The sequence below is a fragment of the Moraxella tarda genome, assembly GCF_035181405.1.
Classification (GTDB): Bacteria; Pseudomonadota; Gammaproteobacteria; order Pseudomonadales; family Moraxellaceae; genus Moraxella.
This window is the reverse complement of record NZ_JAYGGV010000002.1, coordinates 170,714-191,748: the sequence shown is the minus strand read 5'-3', so window position 1 is coordinate 191,748 and position 21,035 is coordinate 170,714. Positions and strand designations below refer to the sequence as shown.

The window sequence follows — 21,035 nt, the reverse complement described above, 5'->3', positions numbered from 1 at the left end:
GTTGTATCAAGTGCTATTATAACAATGCAAACTTGCATAGTCAAGACTATCGGAGCAAAAAAATGCTAGGCATCAACGAAAACACCATCGAACAATCCGCCATTGCCACAATGCAATCTTTGGGCTGGGATTATACCTACGGCAAAACCATTCTTTTGGGCTGCCAAAATGAATGGCGAGAACGGACAGGCGAGGTGATTTTAAAGCCCTTGTTGGCAGCTGCCATTGCAAAATTAAACCCAAATCTGCCTGCTGCCGAGGTGGAAAATGTGGTGGCGATGGTCTGCCGTAGTGAGAGTGGCGACCTTGCCGAGCGTAACCGCCAATCCTATGAATGGCTAAGAAATGGCGTGCCGTATCGTTATCAAGCACAGGGCGAGCAAAAGTTTGAAGTGGTGCGTTTGGTGGATTTTGGGGTGCCTGCCCACAATGATTTTCGCATTGTCAATCAGCTTGACATTCAAGGCAAAAAGGGCAAGCGTATTCCTGATGTGATTGGCTTTGTCAATGGTTTGCCCCTTGTGGTGTTTGAGCTAAAAAATCCACTTAAAGAAAATGCCGACATTGGCAAAGCGTACGCACAGCTACAAACCTATAAAGAAGAACTGGCTGAATTGTTTGTGTTTAATCAGGCGCTTGTGATTTCAGATGGCATTGTGGCTCGCATTGGTTCGCTGACGGCTGATTTTGAGCGTTTCACCCCTTGGCGTGTGGTTGATGAGAAAAACAAAAGCCAACGGATTGTGTTTGAAAATGAGCTAGAAGGCTTGTTACAAGGGTTGATGACGCCCAAAAATCTTTTGGATTATGTGCAAAATTTTGTGGTGTTTGAACGAGACAACAAAAACCGCACCATCAAGAAAATTGCCCAATATCATCAGTTTTATGGCGTCAATGAAGCGGTGGAATGTACCCTACTTGCCAGCAGTCACACAGGCAGCCGCAAAGTGGGCGTGTTTTGGCATACGCAAGGCTCGGGCAAATCGCTTTCAATGCTGTTTTATGCAGGCAAAGTGTTGAGCCAAGCTGCCTTAAAAAATCCGACTTTGGTTTTGGTTACCGACCGTAACGATTTGGACGGTCAGCTTTACGCCACTTTTTGTGGTGGGCAAGATTTACTAAAACAAATGCCCATTCAGGCCAACGGACGAGATGAACTTCGCTCTGCTCTTGCCAGTCGTTCGGCTGGGGGCGTGATTTTTACCACCATTCAAAAATTTGGCTTAATGGAAGATGAGCTTGCCCACCCCATTTTGAACGAGCGGCAAAACATCATTGTGATTACCGATGAAGCCCACCGTTCGCAATACGGTTTTAGCCAAAAAATCAACGACAAAGGACAATACCGAGAGGGTTACGCCAAGCATTTACGCAGTGCCCTGCCCAATGCGTCCTTTATTGGTTTTACAGGCACGCCAATCGCCCTTGATGACAAAGACACCCAAGAAGTGTTTGGTAAATATGTGTCTATTTACGATTTTGAAGATGCGGTGAAAGATGGAGCGACCGTGCCTATTATCTACGAGCCACGCCAAATCAGCTTGGGCGAAAGTAGCGAATTTGATAAGGTGGTCAAAGAAGCTGGGGCCCTGCTTGATGACGATGAACAAAATCCGACTTTCCGTTTGCGTGAAAAATTGCACGGTGTTGAAAGCCGTTTGCAAAAAATGGCGGAAGACATCATTGCCCATTATGATGAGCGTACCAAACAGCAAGACGGCAAGGCGATGGTCGTGGTGATGAGCCGTGCCATTTGTGTGAAATTGTACGAAAAAATCATTGCACTTCGCCCCGATTGGCATTCTGACGATGTGTTGCAAGGAGTGATAAAAATCGTGATGACAAGCGTAGCCTGCGACCCTGCCGAATGGCAAAAACACAATCAGGATAAAAAAACGCTAGAAAAACGCTTTAAAGACCCAGACGACCCGTTAAAAATCGTCATCGTGCGGGATATGTGGCTGACGGGTTTTGATGCCCCTTGCTGTAACACGATGTACATTGACAAGCCGATGAGTGGACATAACCTGATGCAGGCGATTGCTCGGGTAAATCGGGTGTTCCGTAACAAAAGCACGGACAATGGCGGCTTGATTGTGGATTATGTGGGCTTGACCGATGAGCTTGAAAAAGCGATGAAGCAATATACCAACGCTTGTGGCAAAGAAAAACCTGTACGCAATATTGAGACGGTTTTGGAAAAAATGCTTGAATATGTCAGCATTATTCGGGGGCAATTTGCCACACCTGTGGATGGACAAACGGTTGATATTTCAAAAATTTTGCAAATTAGCGAACCTGCCAAATTGCTGAATGCGATTTTGACCTCTGCCAACCATATTTTAGCCCTAGACCGTGCCAATCCTGATGACAGTAAAAACAAAAAGGACAAAACCCCACGCAAAAATGCTTTTTTGCAAGCGGTACGGTTTGCCAAAAAAGGCTATGCCCTTTGCGGGGCATTAAAAGCGGTTGAACCTTACAAACAGGAACTGGCTTTTTATGATGCGGTGCGTGCCACCATCATCAAAAACAGTGATACGCCACGCAATGCGTCAGGCGAAAATGACCGCTTGTTGCAACTGGCAACCTTAATGAATCAAGCAGTAAAATCTGACGGCGTGGTTGATTTGTTTACACTGCTTCATAAAGAACGCCCAAACATCAATCTACTTTCTGATGAATTTTTGGAAACGGTAAAAAACAGCCCAACCAAAGATTTATGGATTGGTGCGATGGAGCGTTATCTGGCGTCCGAATTACGCACACAAAGTGGGGCAAATCTTGCCACTAAAAAAGAGTTTGAGCAACGACTCAAAGAAGCAATGAACCAATACCACAACCACAATTTATCCGTGTTGGAAATTTTGGAAGAACTCATCATGCTTGCCAAAGAGTTTGACGCTCGCCAAAAACGAGGGGAAGAGCTGGGATTAAGTCCTGCTGAAATGGCGTTTTATGATGCATTGGCTCGCAACGAAAGTGCGGTGCGAGAAATGGGTGATGCAACTCTTTTGAAATTGGCACGAGAAATCACCGAAAAACTGCGTAAATCGGTAACGATTGATTGGCAATACAAAGACTCGGTGCGTGCCAAAATGCGAACGCTGATTCGCATTACCCTACGCACCTATAAATATCCGCCTGATTTACAGAATGAAGCGATTGAATTTGTACTCAAGCAGGCACAGGAGATTGCAGAGGATTTAGTAGCAAAAGAAACGATTTGATGCTTGATTTGTAGTAAGTGAGCCATTTTAAATAGTGATTGGTGATGCAAATATGGGGGTGGTTGGTGTTATTTTCAGGATAAATTAAAATCTGCTAAAATAACCCAAATGTTTAAACAGTCAAACCAATGAATCTCAACACCCTGCGTCTATTTGTCGCCATTGTCCAAACAGGCTCGCTTTCCAAAGCGTCCGAACGCACAGGCGTACCGATTGCCACTATCAGCCGTCAAATCAGTGAGCTTGAAAAATCCTTGCAAATTCAACTGTTTGACCGCCAAAAATCAGGCGTTAAGCCCACAATGGCAGGGCAAAAACTCTATGACGAAGTGCATTTGTCCATTGATAATTTGTTAAATGCCAAACAAGTGCTTCTTGATAATGAGCAGAATTTAAAAGGCGTGTTACGCATTTCAGCACCGCCTGCTTTTGAGCCTGTGCTTTGGTGGATTGGCAAATTTCAACAGCAATTTGCCCACATTCACATTCATTGTACGCTGACCGAACGCTATTTGGACTTGGTAAATGACGGTATTGATGTGGCGTTTCGCATTGGCGACTTGTACGGCGATGATTTTATTGCCAAAAAAGTATTGACGCTTGGCACCAAATGGGTGGCAAGTCCTGATTTATTGGCACGGCTTGGCACACCAAAAACCGTATCCGATTTGGCAAATTATCCCATTGCCAGTTGGGCAAAAAATGGCGAAAGCGAAATGGTCATTCAAATGAACAAAACAAAAATTGCCTTGCCGATAGCATTTGCTAGCAATGACAGCTATGCGGTGGAATATATGATTGTGCAGGGGCTATACATCGGGCAAATGTCTGCTGTTACCGCTGATGAATGGATAGCCAAAAAGCATTTGGTGGAGATTTTACCCCAATTTGATGCCCCTACTTTTGAAGTGTTTATGTTGTACGCCGCCCATCGTTATCGCTCTGCCATTGTCAAAGCCTTTGTGGAATTTGTATTGAAAAATCCTTATCAAAAATAGTCAATATGCAATTCATCAATAGACCTCTTGCGAAACCAAATCTATGCTAAAATACCCCAGTGAACTACGGATCTCCACACACTTATCTGATGAAAAGTTTAACGCTTGGTTTAAACGCTTGATTGATGTTGAACAGACTGTCTTTCATGAAATGCCTGCCTGTTTAGAGCAGGCACAAGCTACTGTACACTAAAAGATGGTAGAAAACTTAAATAAAATTGGTATGCCCAATCTGTTAATAGCAACCTTGCAGTATTTTAAGGAATATCGCACTTATGAGCGAATTGCTACTGATTTTGGCATACTGATAAGTATACCCATCAAAGCCACCAACAAACATTCACTTGTGCAAGAATCCAAAGATTATAACACCTTGCTATTTAAGACACAAATTAAAATAGAACACATCCTTGCCAAATTTAAAGTATTTAACCTACTGAAAGTTATTAACAAGGTTTCTTCTTGGGGTTAAATTGGTTTTTGGTGGGTTAGGTAATTTTGCAAGATGTCCATTTAAAGCTAACTTTTTTGATTTCTTGTTTTTGGTTTCAATTAAGACCCTCATCACTATTGCTATCACCACCAGCTACAACCAAATCATGATTAAATTAAAGGCTGGCAGTAGCTTTAGTAATAATTTTTGGTAATAATAAGGTTGGGCATCTTGTTTTTCAACTCATCTTATCATACCCAAATCATACAACCAATCCAAGTTTTTTGCCATGTAAGCATTCAAGCTTACAGCACCATCGCCGCAATCCAACCAAAAATAACCAACGGAATATTATAATGAATAAAAGTTGGAATGACAGAGTCTTTGATATGATCATGCTGACCGTCAATATCCAAACCCATTGTCGGACCCAAAGTTGAGTCCGATGCAGGTGAGCCAGCATCGCCCAACACGCCAGAGGTGGCAACAAGTGCAATGGTGGCAGGCACGCTAAAATCAAGTGCCACACACATTGGCACATAAATCGCTGCCAAAATTGGTACCGTTGAAAAAGATGAACCAATACCAAGTGTTACAATAAGTCCAATCATGAGCATGACAAATGCTGCCACACCTTTACTTCCACCAAATATTTCCATCGTCATAGAGACAAGCATATCAATTTGCCCTGTCGCCTTCATCACTTCAGCAAAACCCTGAGCACTGATCATGATAAAACCAATCATGGCCATCATTTTAATGCCATCATTAAACACACCATCTGCCTCATGCCAACTGACCACACCCGATACAATAAATATCAAAAACCCTACCATTGAACCCATCAGCAAAGAATCTGTATAAAAATGCACGATGAATGCCGCCACAATTGCCGATAAAACCACAACCAAACGATAAGCAGGTGATTTATCGGTATGATTATCCTGTGCATGATTGGTTTGGATTGATAGATTTTGATATACTCTAGGCTTACGGTAGCTGACAAAAACCGCCATCAAAACCCCAAACAACATTCCTGCCGCAGGAATTGCCATAACCTGCATGATGGATACACCCGATGTATTCATACCTGCATCATTGATATTTTTTAAAATAATTTGATTTAAAAAAATATCACCAAAACCATAAGGAATGAACATATAAGTATTGACCAAGCCAAAAGTGATGATACACGCCACCAATCGTCTATCAACTTGCAAGCGATTAAATAACAGCAATAAAGATGGGATAATCAGGGGAATAAATCCGATATGAATAGGGATCAAATTTTGGCTTAACATTGCCATCACCAAAATCAAAGCAAACAGTGTCCACTTTATCGCACCGCTTGCTTGTGCTTGGTTTAGGCGTGCCGTCATTGCATCTACCAGTAGCTTAGGCACACCAGAATGAGCAATCGCCATCGCAAATGCACCCAAAATCGCATAAGATAAAGCAATCTGTGCTCCATTACTCAGACCATGATGAAAAGCCGTCAGTGTATCAGCAATGGACAGACCTGCCATCAAACCACCGATAACAGCACCAATAATAAGGCTTAACACCACATGAACACGGGCCAGCGATAGCCCAACCATAATGACAACCGCAATTAATACTGCATTCATAAATCTCTCAAAAGTTATAAAAAAATTTGCGTCATTATAAATGATTTTTTAATCAAAATTTAACTTAAAAAAACATTTAAAATCAATAAACTGTAAAATAAATCAATTTAAACCAATGCCATAAATCAACAATAGCAGCAAAATATCATCAAGCAAATAAAAAAGAAATAAAAATTTTTTAATTATTTTTAATAAAAGAGTAAAGACAGGCAATCTGGCATCACTCTTATTTGCTAATGATTTTGCATAAAAATCACCCATAAGACTTGCATTTTTTTAAAGTACCACCATAAACCATTCACACAAAAAATAACTTAAAAAGGAGTACTTCATGACCACTGAAGCCCTAGATGATTTTGACAATTTTACCACCCTACCACTACTTGCCGTGCGTGATGTCGTAGTATATCCACATATGCAAATTGCACTATTTGTGGGGCGTGAGCAGTCAATCGCCGCCATTAAAAATGCTCAAGATAATTTTAATGAAAAAATTTTAGTTGTCTCACAAAAAGATTCACTGTCAGAAGATATTGAAATTAGCAACCTGTACGATTATGGCACGGTTTGTCGCATCATCAGCACCATGCCACATGACAACGATGATAACTGCCTCAAAGTTTTGATTGAAGGTCTGTATCGTGCCAAAATTGACACAATTGATGATGCACTGATTGCCACTTCTCAAAAATCACCAATCGCCAATCCTCTATCAGCCGATGAAAGCAAAGCTCACCAGACAGTACTGCTAGAATTCTTCGCTGATTATGCCGAAACTTCTCTTAGAAATGCTCGTGAAATCATTCGTGTTGCCAATCGTATCGACGATTTACTTGAACTGATTTATTTTATTGCAACACGAGTATCAATAAAATTAGAAGACAAACAAAATATTCTAGAAAATGATGACATCATGGCATATTATACAGCCCTGACAGAATTTTTTACTCACAATAAAGCAGAACGCAGTATTGAAAATGAACTACAAGACGCTGTACGCAAACAAATGGAGAGCAATCAAAGAGAATACTTTTTAAACGAAAAAATGAAAGCAATCAAATCAGAACTTTCTGATTTGAACGACGGTGCAGACGAAGAAGATGGCGAACTTGAAAAACGCCTAAAAGAGGCAAACCTACCTAAAGAGGTGCGTAAAAAAGCTGAAAATGAGTTTAAAAAACTCAAACAAATGCCATCAAATTCATCAGAAGCATCGGTTGTGCGTGGCTATGTTGAATGGATTTTGGACACACCTTGGAATAAGGCAAGCAAAGTATCAATTGATCTAAATAAGGCAAAAAGCACACTAGACAAAGACCATTACGGTTTAGATGATGTTAAAGACCGTATCCTAGAATACTTGGCGGTACAGTCTCGAGTTAAAAAAATGCGTGGCCCCGTTCTTTGTTTGGTAGGACCCCCAGGTGTCGGCAAAACTTCATTGGGTGAATCAATTGCCAAAGCCACAGGGCGTAAGTTTGTGCGTATGGCATTAGGTGGTGTGCGTGATGAAGCAGAGATTCGTGGACATCGTCGCACTTATATTGGTGCCATGCCTGGTAAAATTGTACAAAGCCTCGCCAAAGTAGAAGTAAAAAATCCGCTGTTTTTGCTTGATGAAATTGATAAGATGGCACAAGATTTTCGTGGTGATCCAGCCAGTGCATTACTTGAGGTGCTTGACCCATCACAAAACAATGGGTTTAATGACCATTATCTTGATCTAGACTTAGATTTATCGGAAGTCATGTTTATCTGTACCGCAAACAGCATGAACATTCCGCCTGCACTCTTAGATCGTATGGAAGTCATCAGATTACCTGGCTACACCGAAGATGAAAAGTTATCAATTGCTCAAAATTATCTTGTGCCAAAAGCACTTGAACAAAATGGCTTAAACAAAGATGAGCTAAACATCACCGATGAAGCAATCACAAGTATTATCCGACACTATACGCGTGAAGCAGGTGTGCGTAACTTAGAGCGTGAGATTAATAAAATCAGCCGTAAAGCAGTACGCTCACAAGTTGAAACTTATGGCATCAAGCCTAAAAAAAGCACGGTCATTAAACCCATTAATATAGCCGATAAAAATATTGCAGACTTTTTGGGGGTGAAGCCATTTGACTACGGTCTTGCTGAAAAAGAACCAGAAATTGGTCGTATCACAGGTTTGGCATGGACTTCGGTTGGTGGCGAACTACTCACCATCGAGACCGCCACCATGTCTGGCAAAGGAGAGCTTATCTTTACAGGCTCTCTTGGTGATGTCATGAAGGAATCTATTCGTGCAGCAATGAGTGTGGTGCGAGCTGGTGGTGAGCGTTTTGGCATATCCTACGATAAAATCAAAGAAACAGACATTCATGTACATATGCCAGAAGGTGCAACACCAAAAGATGGCCCATCTGCTGGTATTGCCTTAACCACCGCCTTGGTCTCAGCATTCACAGGTATTGCCATTCGCTCTGACATTGCTATGACAGGTGAGGTAACCTTGCGTGGTAAGGTATTACGCATTGGTGGGCTAAAAGAAAAACTACTCGCTGCACATCGTGGAGGCATTCGGCATGTCTTAATACCAAAGTCCAATGAACGAGACTTAACCGAAATTCCTGATAATGTTAAAGAAGGGCTAAAAATCCAGTCTGTTGAAACCATTGAGGAAGTCTTGCAGGTCGCTTTAACCGCACCACTGATGCCATTACAGCCTGCACCAAAAATATTAGCAGATGAACAAGGACTTAGAAACTAAAACCAAAACCAAAACCCAACCAACAAAAAAACAAGACCCAATCTTAGGTCTTGTTTTTTTGTATTGTTAATCAGTCGTTAGACACTTGATCTATATCAATGTCAGGATTTTTAATCAAATGAATGGAAGATAAAATCAATCCACCCCAAATGGCAATCAATGCCACCACCATAATAATCAATGCAGTACTATTCATGATAATCTCTCTTTTGTTCATTATGCAGGACATGACCTTGAACTTTGGTTAAAATCATCGCTCCAATGGCAAATACAGCCACTACACCCCAGCCAAATACCAATTGTGTGATGAAATCATAGCCACCATAACCCTCGCTCAGTAGCGATTTTAGACTAAGTACCAATGCTACGATCAGCGAAATTGGTGTAACTACTGTCAAAACAAATGACCAACCTGCACCAACTTTAAAACTCGAAATGCCATTAATATGAGCAATCAGTTTGTCAAGCAAACCACGATGTAGCCAAGTTACCCAAATAATTGATAAAATTGCACCAAACACAACACCAATATTATTGGCAAAGTGGTCAATGATATCCACAAAAGTAATTGCAGTTTTGGTTGAAAATAAAGCAACAGAAATCAATGCCGAGAAACCGCCAATGATAGAAACTGCTTTTTTATGCGACCAACCAAATTTATCTTCAAAGGCAGATATTGGCACTTGAATAATACTTGCCATTGAGGTCAATCCTGCTATAAACAATGATGCAAAAAATAATACCCCAATAATCGTGCCAGCATCACCCATACTTGATATAATTTTAGGAAATGCCACAAATGCAAGGCCGATACCGCCAGAGACTACTTCTGACACTGGCTTACCAGAGGCGACCGCCATAAAGCCTAATACCGAAAAAATACCAATGCCCGCTAAAATCTCAAATGATGAATTAGCAAAGCCCACCACCAAGCCTGAACCTGTCAAATTGGCATTTTTCTTTAAGTATGAAGAGTAAGTTACCATGATGCCAAAGCCGATTGACATTGAGAAGAAGACATGACCATAAGCAGCCAGCCATACTTTTGGATTAAGCATTGCTTCCCAATTTGGCGTAAAAAAGGTGTCTAAGCCTTCTGCCGCTCCAGGTAGGCGTACCGCTTGGATAACCATCACAACAAACATTACCACAAGTAGTGGAATGAATATCCTGTTGGCAAGCTCAATACCTTTGCGAATGCCGCCATACATGATGAACAGCACAATCGCCCAAACCAAAATAATGCCCCAAAATAAGCTTGGTACAAAAGTAAAATCTAATCCTGTGCCATTTTGTAGATAATGGTTAAAGAAGAAGGCTTCTGTATCCTCACCCCATGCCTGACTGAATGCGTACAGCGTGTACTGCCCCGACCAGCTAAGCACTGAGGCGTAGTAGACACCAATCACCGTACAAACAAGTACTTGCCACCAGCCCACGCCCTCGGCTGATTTAATCATACGACGATAGGCCGTTGGTGGTGCACCACGGTATTTTTGACCTACAGCATAATCCAAAAACAACAGCGGAAAACCTGCTGTTATCAAAGCGATTAAATACGGAATGAAAAAAGCCCCTCCGCCATTTTCATAGGATACATAAGGGAAACGCCAGATATTCCCCAAACCGACTGCCGAACCAATTGCGGCCAAAATAAAGCCAGAGCGTGCTGACCAACTTTCTCGTTGTGCAGACATAAACTCTCCTCAACTGTTTTATTATTCATCATTGACAACCATTGATGCCAAACGATACCACTTTTATGAAAAAACAAAATTGCACACGGTTAAAACCTTGCAATAATGTTACTAGCATAGTTTGATTTATTACACAAAGAATGTCAAGAAAATAAAAATAAACAAACACATAACACGGAGTTATGGGTTTGTTTGATAAGGTATATAAGTAGTTAATTAACGAACCAAGCCACGCTGGCTGTTTTTTACAGAATCAATCAATAGTTGAATTTTTGGTTCGTTAGGTAGTAATTTTTCAAGCTCTATCAATGCTTCATTACGAAGTAGCCCCAAGCGAAATATCACACGATAAGCTTCATCAAGCATTTTAATGGTCTGTGGCGACCAGCCTTTGCGACGCATTCCTTCCTTATTGACACCATGCGTTTTGGCAGGATTGCCCGAAACCATCGTAAAAGCTGCCACATCTTTAACAATCAGACTTGCCCCACCAATCATGCTGTAATCATCAATGCGACAAAACTGATGAATGCCTGACTGACCGCCAATGATGACATGATTGCCAATATGGCCATGCCCTGCCACACCAACATTATTTGCAAGAACATTATAATCACCCAACACACAATCATGTGCAATGTGCGTATTGACCATCAATAGGTTGTGATTACCAATCTTTGTCAAACCATTATCTTGTACTGTACCACGATGAATTGTACACGATTCACGAATGCGGTTATGATCACCAATTTGCAAATAAGTGGGTTCATTTGCATATTTTAAGTCCTGTGGATTTTCACCAACACTGGCAAATTGATAAATCTCATTATACTGGCCAATTGTGGTATTTTCGCCAACAATCACATGGCTTTTTAGTACAGTATACGCACCGATTTTGCTATTTTTACCAATAATGCAATAGGGGCCGATAATCGCGGATTCATCAATGATGGCGGATTCATCAATGATGGCGGTTGGGTGAATCTTCATATTTATCCCAGACTTAGGCAGCCTTCGCCGCCTCAAACAACTACTAAAAACAAAATTCTACTGTTTAAATGCTTATTGCAATCTCAATTAACTCATAAGTCCGTCATTTTTTGACGAGCAATCATAATCTCGGCACTACAAGCCAGCTCACCATCAACATGGGCTGTACACTCAAATTTATAAATATCACGCACACTGCGAGTAGCCTTTGAGCGAATCACAAGCGTATCTCCTGTACTCACCAGCTTTTTAAAGCGTACTTTATCCACTCCAGCAAACAGATATAAATAGCCACTTTCAGAAGTCTGACCTGCACTAATAAACCCTAAAATGCCAGACAATTGTGCCATTGCTTCAACCATCAAGACACCTGGCATGACAGGATTATCAGGAAAATGCCCATTAAATAATTCTTCATTAATCGTGATATTTTTATAGCCTGTGATCCATTGATTTGGCGAACAGGCAGTCACACGGTCAATCAGCATGAATGGGTAGCGGTGCGGTAGATAATGTTTAATTTGATCGTATTTTAGTGGCAATCTTACGCCACGCTTGGCCAAAATGTCCAAATCCTCTTGGGTAAGTAGCTCGGTATCAATGGTGGTATTGGTCATGAACTGTCCTTAAAAATGATGGTCTGATACATTTAAACTATTTATTTTTCACCAGATTGGCGAAATTTTACTGCTGCTCTTCGCCAGTCTGCTGATGGCATGGCAGTTGTCCCTGATGAATAACTACCCGATTTTTTAATATGGTTTGTTACCATTGTCATGGCGGTAATGGTTACATGATCGGCAATGACAAGATGCCCTGCAATACCCGCCATGCCACCAATGACACAATTTTTTCCAATATGAGTGCTCCCTGCAATACCAACCTTAGCCGCTATCGCTGTGCCAGCACCAACATGAACATTATGGGCAATCTGCACCAAATTATCAATAATAACATGACTACCAACGATTGTATCCCCTACCGCTCCACGGTCAATACAAACATTGCTGCCAATTCGCACATCATCACCAATGACAACTCGCCCAAGCTGAGCAATACGCTGCCATGTTAAGCCATCTTTGGTTGAGTTGGGAGCAAAACCAAAGCCCTCTGAACCGATGGTACTATTAGCATGAATGCGTACTTTATCACCAAGTTTGCTATGATGAGCAATGGTTACATGATGGTCTATATAACAATCATCACCAATCATCACACCATCTTCAATCACAACACCTTGCCCAATGATACAGCCTGAACCAATGTGTGCATTTTTGCCAATGCTGGTGTATGCACCGACAGATACGCCAGCACCAATCGTAGCAGATGGGTGAATGATGGCAGATGGGTGAATGTCATGCTTTATTGATGAATGAGCAAACAACACACTGACAGACGCATAGGCCAAATAAGCATCTTTGACAATGATGGCAAGCATACCTATTGGGACACGCTCAGCAAATCGCTCGCTCACAATCACCACACTTGCCGATGTCTTAGTCAAGTCATCGGCATATTTTGGCGATACTAAAAATGCCAAAGCGTCACCACTGGCATCTGACAAATCCGCCACATGATTGACGGATTTGTGTAAAACAGACTTATCAAATACCGCCTTGTTTAGTACAGGCTGTATCTTTTCAATCTCATCTATTAAATGAGCAATCTTTATCATCAAAACACACTGCCAATTTGGAATTGGAATTTTTCGGTTTGATCCGTAGGTTTGCTATTGATTGGCTTGGCATAGCTAAGAGACAACGGACCGATTGGCGTATACCATGTCGCACCAACACCCATAGAATAACGAAGCTCTTTATCTTGCTCTAATAATGGGTATTTGGTAGGTGCACCCTGAGTACCAGTCAATGCGTTTAGGTCAACCGATTCTTTATCAGCACCAGTGGTGTCGAAAACCTGACCACCTTCAAAGAAAACAACAGGACGAATCTGATCACTCCAATCACCTTTAAATGGCATTGGTAAAATCAACTCTGCCCCAAAAGTGGTCAGTACATTACCGCCAACATTCTCACCAAGGCCAGAGCGTTTATTATCTTTGGCCAATGCATAGCTTTGTGAACGAGGACCCAGAGTTGATGGATTATAACCACGCACCGAACCATAACCACCTGCGTAGAAATTCTCATAAAATGGTAGATTATTGCCATAGCCTAGTCGTGTATAGCCACGAATGATGCTCTTTTTCCAAAATGGCACATAGATATTGCCCGTATAAACTGCCTTTTGGTAGCCTCTCTTACCAAAGCCCAAGGTCAAGTCCACATCATGACTCATGCCTTTGGTTGGGAACACAGGCTTATCTATACTAGAATAGCTCCAACCAAGTGTCGCGCCATAAGTGACATAGTTATGACTAAACACCGTATTATTTTTATAAAAATTCACTTTGCCGCCATCTTTAAGCAACTGCCTAACATTGCTGACTGCCATACCCGCCCCTCCTTGCACTTCTGTGTTATCCACATTAATGCCAGCACTTAATCGCTGATTTTCATCAATAGGATAACCATAGCGTAAAGCGGCTCCGTACGCATTTAGTATGTAACCGTTGATATTTTTGGCATCATATTTGGTCTTACGATAATACGCATTTAAACTTTGAGATACGCCATTTTGAGTAAAGTAAGGATCAACTAAGCCCAAACTATACACATCTCGGGTTTCTGAACGAGAAAACGAAGCATTCACACGGTTGCCTGTGCCCATAAAGTTTGACTGAGACAACTCGAACTGAAAGGTCAAGCCACCTGATCTGCTGTAACCTGCAGCAATGGTTGATGAGCCTGATGGCTGTTCTTCAACAGTATAGTTCACATCAACTTGGTCTGGTGAGTTTGGCACAGGAACGACTTGCACTCGGACATCTTTAAAGAATCCTGTACGCATCAAGCGAATACGAGACAGGTAAATTTTCTTATTAGACGCCAATGCTCCTTCTAGCTGACGCATCTCACGGCGTAGCACCTCATCTTTGGTTTTAACATTACCGCCAAAATTAATACGACGCACATACACAGGACGCACAGGGTCAATATAATAATCAATATTCACCTTGCGTGTTTCATCATCAATGCGTGTTACTGGGCGAATTTGTGCATAATAATAGCCATCATCGCCAAATTTTTCGCTGATGCTGGCAGTAACAGCTTCTAGTTTGCTTTGTGAATAGCCATCGCCCTCTTTAAAGGTAACCAACTCATTTAATTCATCAATCCCATAAGTGATATCACCCATGAATTGAATTTTGCCAAAACTGTATCTTTGACCTTCAGTCAGAGCAATTTCCACAAAGACTTTATTTTTTTCTTCATCAATAGACAGGTTTGAACTATCCACCGCAAAGCGTACAAAGCCCTCATTGAGATACAAAGCACGCAAAGATTCTAAACTTGCATTTAATTTTTCTTGGCTATAACGATTGGCTTTAGATAGCGGATTAAGCACTCTGTCTTTAATCGCCAGCTTATCTTTAATGTCATCATCACTAAAATATTGATTACCAATAATATTGATATCAACAACACGAGCCGCTTTACCTTCAATAAACTCAATGTCTAATTTAACACGGTTGCCATCAAGTTTGGTCTGCTTAACTTGAATGTCAATATTATAATAACCTTGCAAGATGTATTGGTTTTTAAGCTCATTCTCAATGATGGTAACGGTTGATTGTTTTAAAACATTACCCACCGAAAGGCCTGTATTTTTTAGACCCTCTTCAAGTCCTGCTTTTGGAATGAGTTTATTGCCCACAAAATTAAGTTCAGCAATTACTGGGCGTTCGGTTACATGAAATACCACACGGTCACCATTGACATCAGCCTGTACATCAGCAAAGTGCTCTGTTGCATACAAAGCACGAATGCTGTCAGCAAGTGTCTCATCAGTTACCGTTTGACCGACACGGATTGGTATGCTTTGTTGTAAACTGTCTATGGTTACACGCTCAATGCCATCAAAAATAATGTCATTGGCAATAAAGGTTTTGGCATACGCAGGCACTGTCATCGCCATGATGATTGCTGTCGTCATTGAAGTGGTTACAAAACCTGAAAGTTTAGGCATACGCATAAAATCATTCCACGATTAAAAAAATAAAATACAACATTGATACTCAGATTTTACATTTTTAAATGCGTTCAAATCATTTAAAATAACAAAAGTCCAAATCAATGTTAGGATAATGGTGCTAAATTAAGCCAAAAATGTCATTTTGGCAAGCCCTAAAAGAGATTTATTCACACTTTTTTAGCATTTTTATCAAATACATACCGCTAGGCACCTTCAACCAAACAAGCGTATGATATCATTACTGATAGCAAGCACCATGAAACATAAAAGCAAGATAAATCCCAAATGAAATCCAACCACTTGCACTTTTTGGCTCATAGGCTTGCCACGAATCAATTCATAAGTATAAAACACCAAATGACCGCCATCAAGCACAGGAATCGGTAAAAGGTTCATGGCCGCCAATGACAAGCTGATGATCGCTGCGGTTGATAGTACCTGTTGCCAACCAATCTCAAAACTCGCCTTAGATACCTCAGCAATCGTAATCGGACCTGAAATATTTTCAATACCAATCAATCCTGTTACCATCTTGCCGATGCCATCAATCGTCATTTTGGTAAAGTCGCAAGTCTTAATAAAAGATTTTTCCAATGCTTGGGCTGGTGTGTGCTCAATCACCATACGATAGTCACTAGGCATAGTATCATATCCATCATAATCAACCTTGACGCCAATTTGCCCTATCGTTTCTCCATGCAGCTTTACGCCTTTTGGCATCAGTCCAATCTTCATCGGCTTGCCATCTCGGATAATGTCAAAAGACAGCATTTTCTCAGGACTGCCACGAATGATGGGTATGGCAGTTGTCCAGCTATCAATTTTTTTGCCATCAATAGCAACCACCTTATCTCCGACCTGCAATCCCATCAAGGCCGCCGCACCATCTGGCACAATTTCTACCAGCACAGGTTCAATCATGGGCTGATATGGCAAAGCCCCAAAACTTAAAATCGCATCTTGGCTTTTTTGCTCGCCTTGCATGAATGTCGTGATGGATACGGTTTTTTGGAAAATTTTACCGCCTTGCTCGGTCGTGATGCTAAGGTCGGCTGTTTCGCCCATACGACCTGCAAGTGCATAATTAATATCCTCCCAAGTATCGACAGTTTTGTCATCAATGGCAGTGATTTTTTCACCAATCACCAAAGATTGTGCCGCTGGTGTGCCATCAACAATTTGGCCAATTCGTGTATTTAATCGCTCAGATGGCTGCATGAATAGCACAAAAAACAAAACAATGGCGATGATGAAATTCATTAAAGGTCCTGCTGCGACAATGGCAATTTTCTTTAATGGGTGCTGATTGTTAAATGCCAACTGACGCTCAGCATCAGCTACCGCACCTTCTGTTTCATCAAGCATCTTGACATAACCGCCCAAAGGAATGGCAGAAATACGATATTCAATGCCTGATTTTTTGCTGATCCAACCAAACAGCTTAGGCCCAAAGCCAATTGAATAGGTCAAAACCTTAACGCCACACAAGCGTGCAACAATATAGTGCCCCCATTCATGCAAGGCAATCAGTGGTCCAAGCACACACACCGCTGCCAAAAACATCCATATTGCTGTCATTTACTCACGCTCATTTTCATGCCATTAGCCATTTCATTGACCATCTTGATGGCCAAGGTTCGCACCTTTTTATCCATCGCTAAAATCTCTACCAAAGTCGCAAATTCATCATCAAAATATACGCTCAATTCATCATCATTAAGACAAAATTTGACAACTTTTGCAATATCTGTCAAGCAAATTTGCTCATTTAAAAAAGCTGCAACCGCCACTTCATTAGCTGCATTGAGTGTAATGCAAGCACCTACGCCACGCTTAGCGGCAAATCGTGCCAGTTCTAGCGGTTCAAATTTATCCAAATCTGGCCTGATGAAATGAAGGTTGGATAGCTCATACAAATCAAGCGGCTTGGCATTTGTGTTAATACGCTCAGGATAGGCAAGTGCGTGTGCAATTGGTATTTTCATATCAGGGCTACCAAGTTGTGCCAAAAATGAACCGTCCACATATTCAACCAAAGAATGCACCACGCTATTAGGATGTATGACAATCTTGATACGATTTTCTGGCAGATTGAATAAATGGCACGCCTCAATAAGTTCAAGTCCTTTATTCATCATTGTAGCACTATCAATTGATATCTTTTGCCCCATTGACCAATTTGGGTGCTTAATTGCGTCCGACACACTGGCATTGGTCATCTCATCAAAAGTTTTGTGCAAAAATCCACCACCAGAGGCTGTTAACCATAAATGCCTAATGCCATGCTCAGTATCATGAATGCTACAATTATCCATTTGCACCGACTTTGGCAAGCATTGAAAAATGGCATTATGCTCACTGTCTATCGGCAAAATCACTGCACCATATTGACGAGCTGCCGCCATGACCAAATGCCCTGCCATGACCAAAGATTCTTTATTGGCCAGCAAAATACGCTTGCCTGCTTGTGCTGCCGCTAAGGTTGATGATAATCCAGCCGCCCCAACAATTGCCGCTATAACGACATCAACTTCAGGCAAGGTGGCAATTTTCTTCAAGCCATCATCGCCTGACAACACAGTCGTTTTTAGGCCCAGTTCGGTTAATTTTTGGCAAAACTGTGTTGCATTGTGTTCTGCAACACACACAAAACTAGGCTGAAATTCTTGGCACAGCATCAATAACTTGTCAATGCGAGAAAAGCCAGATAATGCAACAATACGGTATCTATCACGATGCAGACGCACCAGTTCAAGTGTGCTATCACCAATTGATCCTGTCGCTCCAAGCACAGAAAGATTTTGCAATTTATCTGGTGAATTGGTCTTCAAATCAGACTGCGACAAAGCATTCATACCGTCATTCATATTCATCATCAAAAAATTACGACCACAAAATCCAAGCCAAGCTGGCTGTATGCCCTTTTGTCCACGACTTAGTAAATACACCCATTTCCATCAATGCCCAAAAACCCAAAGCAAATACAGGCGTTGCTGATAATAATGAATCAATACGATCAAGCACACCACCATGCCCTGGCAGAACATTGCCAGAATCTTTCATTCCTGCACGGCGTTTTAGCATGGACTCAAACAAATCACCAAGAACGCTTGCACCCACCGTCAGAGCGGATAATGCCAAAAACCAAAATAAGGCTGCACCTGATAATTGTAAATAATAACCCACAATACCAGCAACCACGCCTGCTGTTACAAGACCACCACACAGCCCTTCTACCGATTTATTGGGCGAAACATTTGGTGCAAGTTTGGTTTTACCAACTTGGCGACCAACAAAATACGCACCACTGTCAGCACACCACACAAGCAAAAACACATACATGAGCCACCAAGGCGACATTTGCCAAAGTCCGTACATCGCCGTGATGGCAGCGGTCAAAATCACACAGCCCATGTATATCAGACGATGGCCATACCATTTTTCTTTACTGGGATATTGCTTAACCCATATCATCGCCATTACCCAAATAAGAAGCGACATCGCCCACCAAAACACCCAAGTTTGTGGCAAAAATATCGACACCGCCGTCAATGCACAAGTAGCAGCAACAAATATTAACGGATTGCCCTGCTTAGGCAAAAATTTTGTCCATTCATAAGAAGCCATCAACACGCCCACTAATAATAGCGGAATGATAAAAATTGGTGCTGAACTGGCAAATAACGCAAAGCCAACAACCAACACCAAAACGATGGCAGTTTTTATTCGTTGCCACATGATACACTCTCCGTTGGTTGCTGACTGGCAATTTGCTGGCTTGTCTTACCAAAACGGCGTTCACGATTGACAAAATTTTGTATCATTGCATCAAGTTCATCAACGCCAAACTCAGGCCACAAAGTCGTCGTAAAAAATAACTCTGCATAGGCTGCTTGCCAAAGTAAAAAGTTGGAAATGCGATAATCACCACCTGTACGAATCAACATATCTACAGGCGGATACTCCGATAATTGAATGTATTTATCAAGCACGCTTTCATCAACATCATCAGCACAAATATTCCCTACTTGCACATCTTGGGCAATGGCCTTGGTAGCATTGACAATATCCCACTTGCCACCATAACTGATGGCTATCACTAAAGTCATCGCATCAAATGCTGCCGTCTTGGTTTCAGCATCGGTCATCAGCTGAACCAATTTATCTGACAAACAGGCACGATCACCGATGAATTTTAAGCGAATGCGGTATTTATGCATTCTGGGTATCTGCTCATAAATGGTCTGAGCAAGCAAATCCATGAGTAAATCTACCTCCGCCCTAGGCCTTTCCCAATTCTCCGAAGAAAAAGCAAAGACCGTCAAGACTTCCACCTTGCAAGCCAAACAATGCTCCACAATCGGATCAAGAGCATCTTTACCTTTGATATGACCTTGACCTGCGGCAAGGTTTTGAGATTTGCCATAACGATTATTACCGTCCATGATGATGGCAATGTGTTTGGGCATAGCAACAGGCGGTATTGGGCTGGCAGTATTTGGCATAAATTTAGTCAATTAAAACAATAAAAACAAAAGACTTATACAAAATTATCTCAAAACCAAAGTCAATTTTGACAACTTGCATAAGTCTTGTTTAGCTTGATTATTATCTTTTGGTCAAAGACAATATTAAACTTCCATAAGCTCGCTTTCTTTTTTGGCAAGTCGTGTATCTATGGTTTTGATGAAATCATCGGTCAGTTTTTGGATATGAGTTTCGGCACGACGCTCATCATCTTCACTCACTTCTTTATCCTTGACCAATTTTTTAATGTCGCCCAACATATCACGACGAATGTTACGCACAGATACACGCGCAGATTCTGCATCAGAGCGTGCCAATTTTTGCATATCACGGCGAGTCTCTTCAGTCAAAGCTGGCATTGGTACACGAATCACATCTGCAGTCATGGGATTTAGCCCCAAATCTGCCTCACGAATTGCCTTATCCACAGCCTGCACCATCGAACGGTCAAAGGGTTGAACCAATAGCGTACGAGAATCTTCAACATTGACGCTCGCCACTTGATTTAGTGGCATCTCAGAGCCATAGCAACTGACCATCACCCCAGACAAAATGCCAGGGTGAGCTCGCCCCGTACGCAACTTAGCAAAAGCACCTTCCAAGGCTTCTAGTGCTTTTTGCATACGACTCTCACCGTCTTTTTTAATATCATCAATCATTGTCATTCCTTAAATAATTCAAA

18 protein-coding genes are annotated in these 21,035 nt (G+C 41.6%); 5 read left to right on the top strand and 13 right to left on the bottom strand.

From position 1 onward, the window contains the following. Positions 1–71 precede the first annotated feature (71 nt). From U9670_RS03410 to U9670_RS03395, 4 genes are all read left to right on the top strand, one after another. Positions 72–3,230, top strand: coding sequence for a type I restriction endonuclease subunit R (locus U9670_RS03410; RefSeq protein WP_416381477.1), 3,159 nt, complete (start codon positions 72–74; stop codon positions 3,228–3,230). Between the two features lie 128 nt (positions 3,231–3,358). After that, positions 3,359–4,228: a LysR family transcriptional regulator gene (locus tag U9670_RS03405; protein WP_323841393.1), complete on the top strand. Its 870-nt coding sequence runs from the start codon at positions 3,359–3,361 to the stop codon at positions 4,226–4,228. 43 nt (positions 4,229–4,271) lie between these two features. Continuing rightward, positions 4,272–4,421 (top strand): hypothetical protein, encoded by a 150-nt coding sequence (locus tag U9670_RS03400; protein ID WP_323841392.1) that lies wholly within the window; start codon positions 4,272–4,274, stop codon positions 4,419–4,421. Positions 4,422–4,451: 30 nt separating this feature from the next. Next, positions 4,452–4,700 (top strand): helix-turn-helix domain-containing protein, encoded by a 249-nt coding sequence (locus U9670_RS03395; protein WP_323841391.1) that lies wholly within the window; start codon positions 4,452–4,454, stop codon positions 4,698–4,700. A 266-nt stretch (positions 4,701–4,966) separates the two neighbouring features. Here U9670_RS03395 and U9670_RS03390 read toward each other — a convergent pair whose 3' ends face one another. Then, the gene (locus U9670_RS03390) at positions 4,967–6,289 is read right to left on the bottom strand and encodes a Na+/H+ antiporter family protein (RefSeq protein ID WP_323841390.1); all 1,323 of its coding nucleotides are present in this window, start codon (positions 6,287–6,289) and stop codon (positions 4,967–4,969) included. A 102-nt stretch (positions 6,290–6,391) separates the two neighbouring features. Beyond that, positions 6,392–6,550, bottom strand: coding sequence for a hypothetical protein (locus U9670_RS03385; protein WP_323841389.1), 159 nt, complete (start codon positions 6,548–6,550; stop codon positions 6,392–6,394). A 70-nt stretch (positions 6,551–6,620) separates the two neighbouring features. Between U9670_RS03385 and lon the strand changes: the two genes are divergently transcribed. Then, positions 6,621–9,044 carry an endopeptidase La gene (lon, locus tag U9670_RS03380; protein ID WP_323841388.1) on the top strand — a complete coding sequence of 808 codons (2,424 nt, stop codon included), beginning with the start codon at positions 6,621–6,623 and terminating at the stop codon, positions 9,042–9,044. Positions 9,045–9,114: 70 nt separating this feature from the next. Here lon and U9670_RS03375 read toward each other — a convergent pair whose 3' ends face one another. From U9670_RS03375 to frr, 11 genes are all read right to left on the bottom strand, one after another. Then, positions 9,115–9,240, bottom strand: coding sequence for a methionine/alanine import family NSS transporter small subunit (locus U9670_RS03375; RefSeq protein WP_323841387.1), 126 nt, complete (start codon positions 9,238–9,240; stop codon positions 9,115–9,117). Then, entirely contained in the window at positions 9,233–10,741 is a 1,509-nt protein-coding gene (locus tag U9670_RS03370) for a sodium-dependent transporter (protein WP_323841386.1), read from the bottom strand. Before U9670_RS03370 ends, U9670_RS03375 begins: the two co-directional genes overlap by 8 nt. Positions 10,742–10,957: 216 nt before the next feature. Further along, positions 10,958–11,731 carry an acyl-ACP--UDP-N-acetylglucosamine O-acyltransferase gene (lpxA, locus tag U9670_RS03365; RefSeq protein ID WP_323841385.1) on the bottom strand — a complete coding sequence of 258 codons (774 nt, stop codon included), beginning with the start codon at positions 11,729–11,731 and terminating at the stop codon, positions 10,958–10,960. Between the two features lie 92 nt (positions 11,732–11,823). Next, a complete protein-coding gene (gene fabZ / locus U9670_RS03360) occupies positions 11,824–12,348 on the bottom strand; it encodes a 3-hydroxyacyl-ACP dehydratase FabZ (protein WP_323841384.1) in 525 nt (174 codons plus the stop codon). Positions 12,349–12,389: 41 nt separating this feature from the next. Then, positions 12,390–13,406, bottom strand: a complete 1,017-nt coding sequence (lpxD, locus tag U9670_RS03355; RefSeq protein WP_323841383.1) for a UDP-3-O-(3-hydroxymyristoyl)glucosamine N-acyltransferase — start codon at positions 13,404–13,406, stop codon at positions 12,390–12,392. Continuing rightward, positions 13,406–15,826, bottom strand: coding sequence for an outer membrane protein assembly factor BamA (bamA, locus tag U9670_RS03350; protein ID WP_323841382.1), 2,421 nt, complete (start codon positions 15,824–15,826; stop codon positions 13,406–13,408). The genes lpxD and bamA overlap by 1 nt, the downstream gene beginning before the upstream one ends. A gap of 213 nt (positions 15,827–16,039) precedes the next feature. Beyond that, the gene (gene rseP, locus U9670_RS03345; protein WP_323841381.1) at positions 16,040–17,404 is read right to left on the bottom strand and encodes an RIP metalloprotease RseP; all 1,365 of its coding nucleotides are present in this window, start codon (positions 17,402–17,404) and stop codon (positions 16,040–16,042) included. After that, positions 17,401–18,681, bottom strand: a complete 1,281-nt coding sequence (gene dxr / locus U9670_RS03340) for a 1-deoxy-D-xylulose-5-phosphate reductoisomerase (protein ID WP_323841592.1) — start codon at positions 18,679–18,681, stop codon at positions 17,401–17,403. The genes rseP and dxr overlap by 4 nt, the downstream gene beginning before the upstream one ends. Before the next feature lie 28 nt (positions 18,682–18,709). Continuing rightward, positions 18,710–19,564 carry a phosphatidate cytidylyltransferase gene (locus U9670_RS03335; protein ID WP_323841380.1) on the bottom strand — a complete coding sequence of 285 codons (855 nt, stop codon included), beginning with the start codon at positions 19,562–19,564 and terminating at the stop codon, positions 18,710–18,712. After that, positions 19,549–20,331, bottom strand: a complete 783-nt coding sequence (gene uppS, locus U9670_RS03330) for a polyprenyl diphosphate synthase (protein WP_323841379.1) — start codon at positions 20,329–20,331, stop codon at positions 19,549–19,551. The genes U9670_RS03335 and uppS overlap by 16 nt, the downstream gene beginning before the upstream one ends. A 126-nt stretch (positions 20,332–20,457) precedes the next feature. Continuing rightward, the gene (frr, locus tag U9670_RS03325) at positions 20,458–21,012 is read right to left on the bottom strand and encodes a ribosome recycling factor (protein WP_323841378.1); all 555 of its coding nucleotides are present in this window, start codon (positions 21,010–21,012) and stop codon (positions 20,458–20,460) included. Positions 21,013–21,035 lie beyond the last annotated feature (23 nt).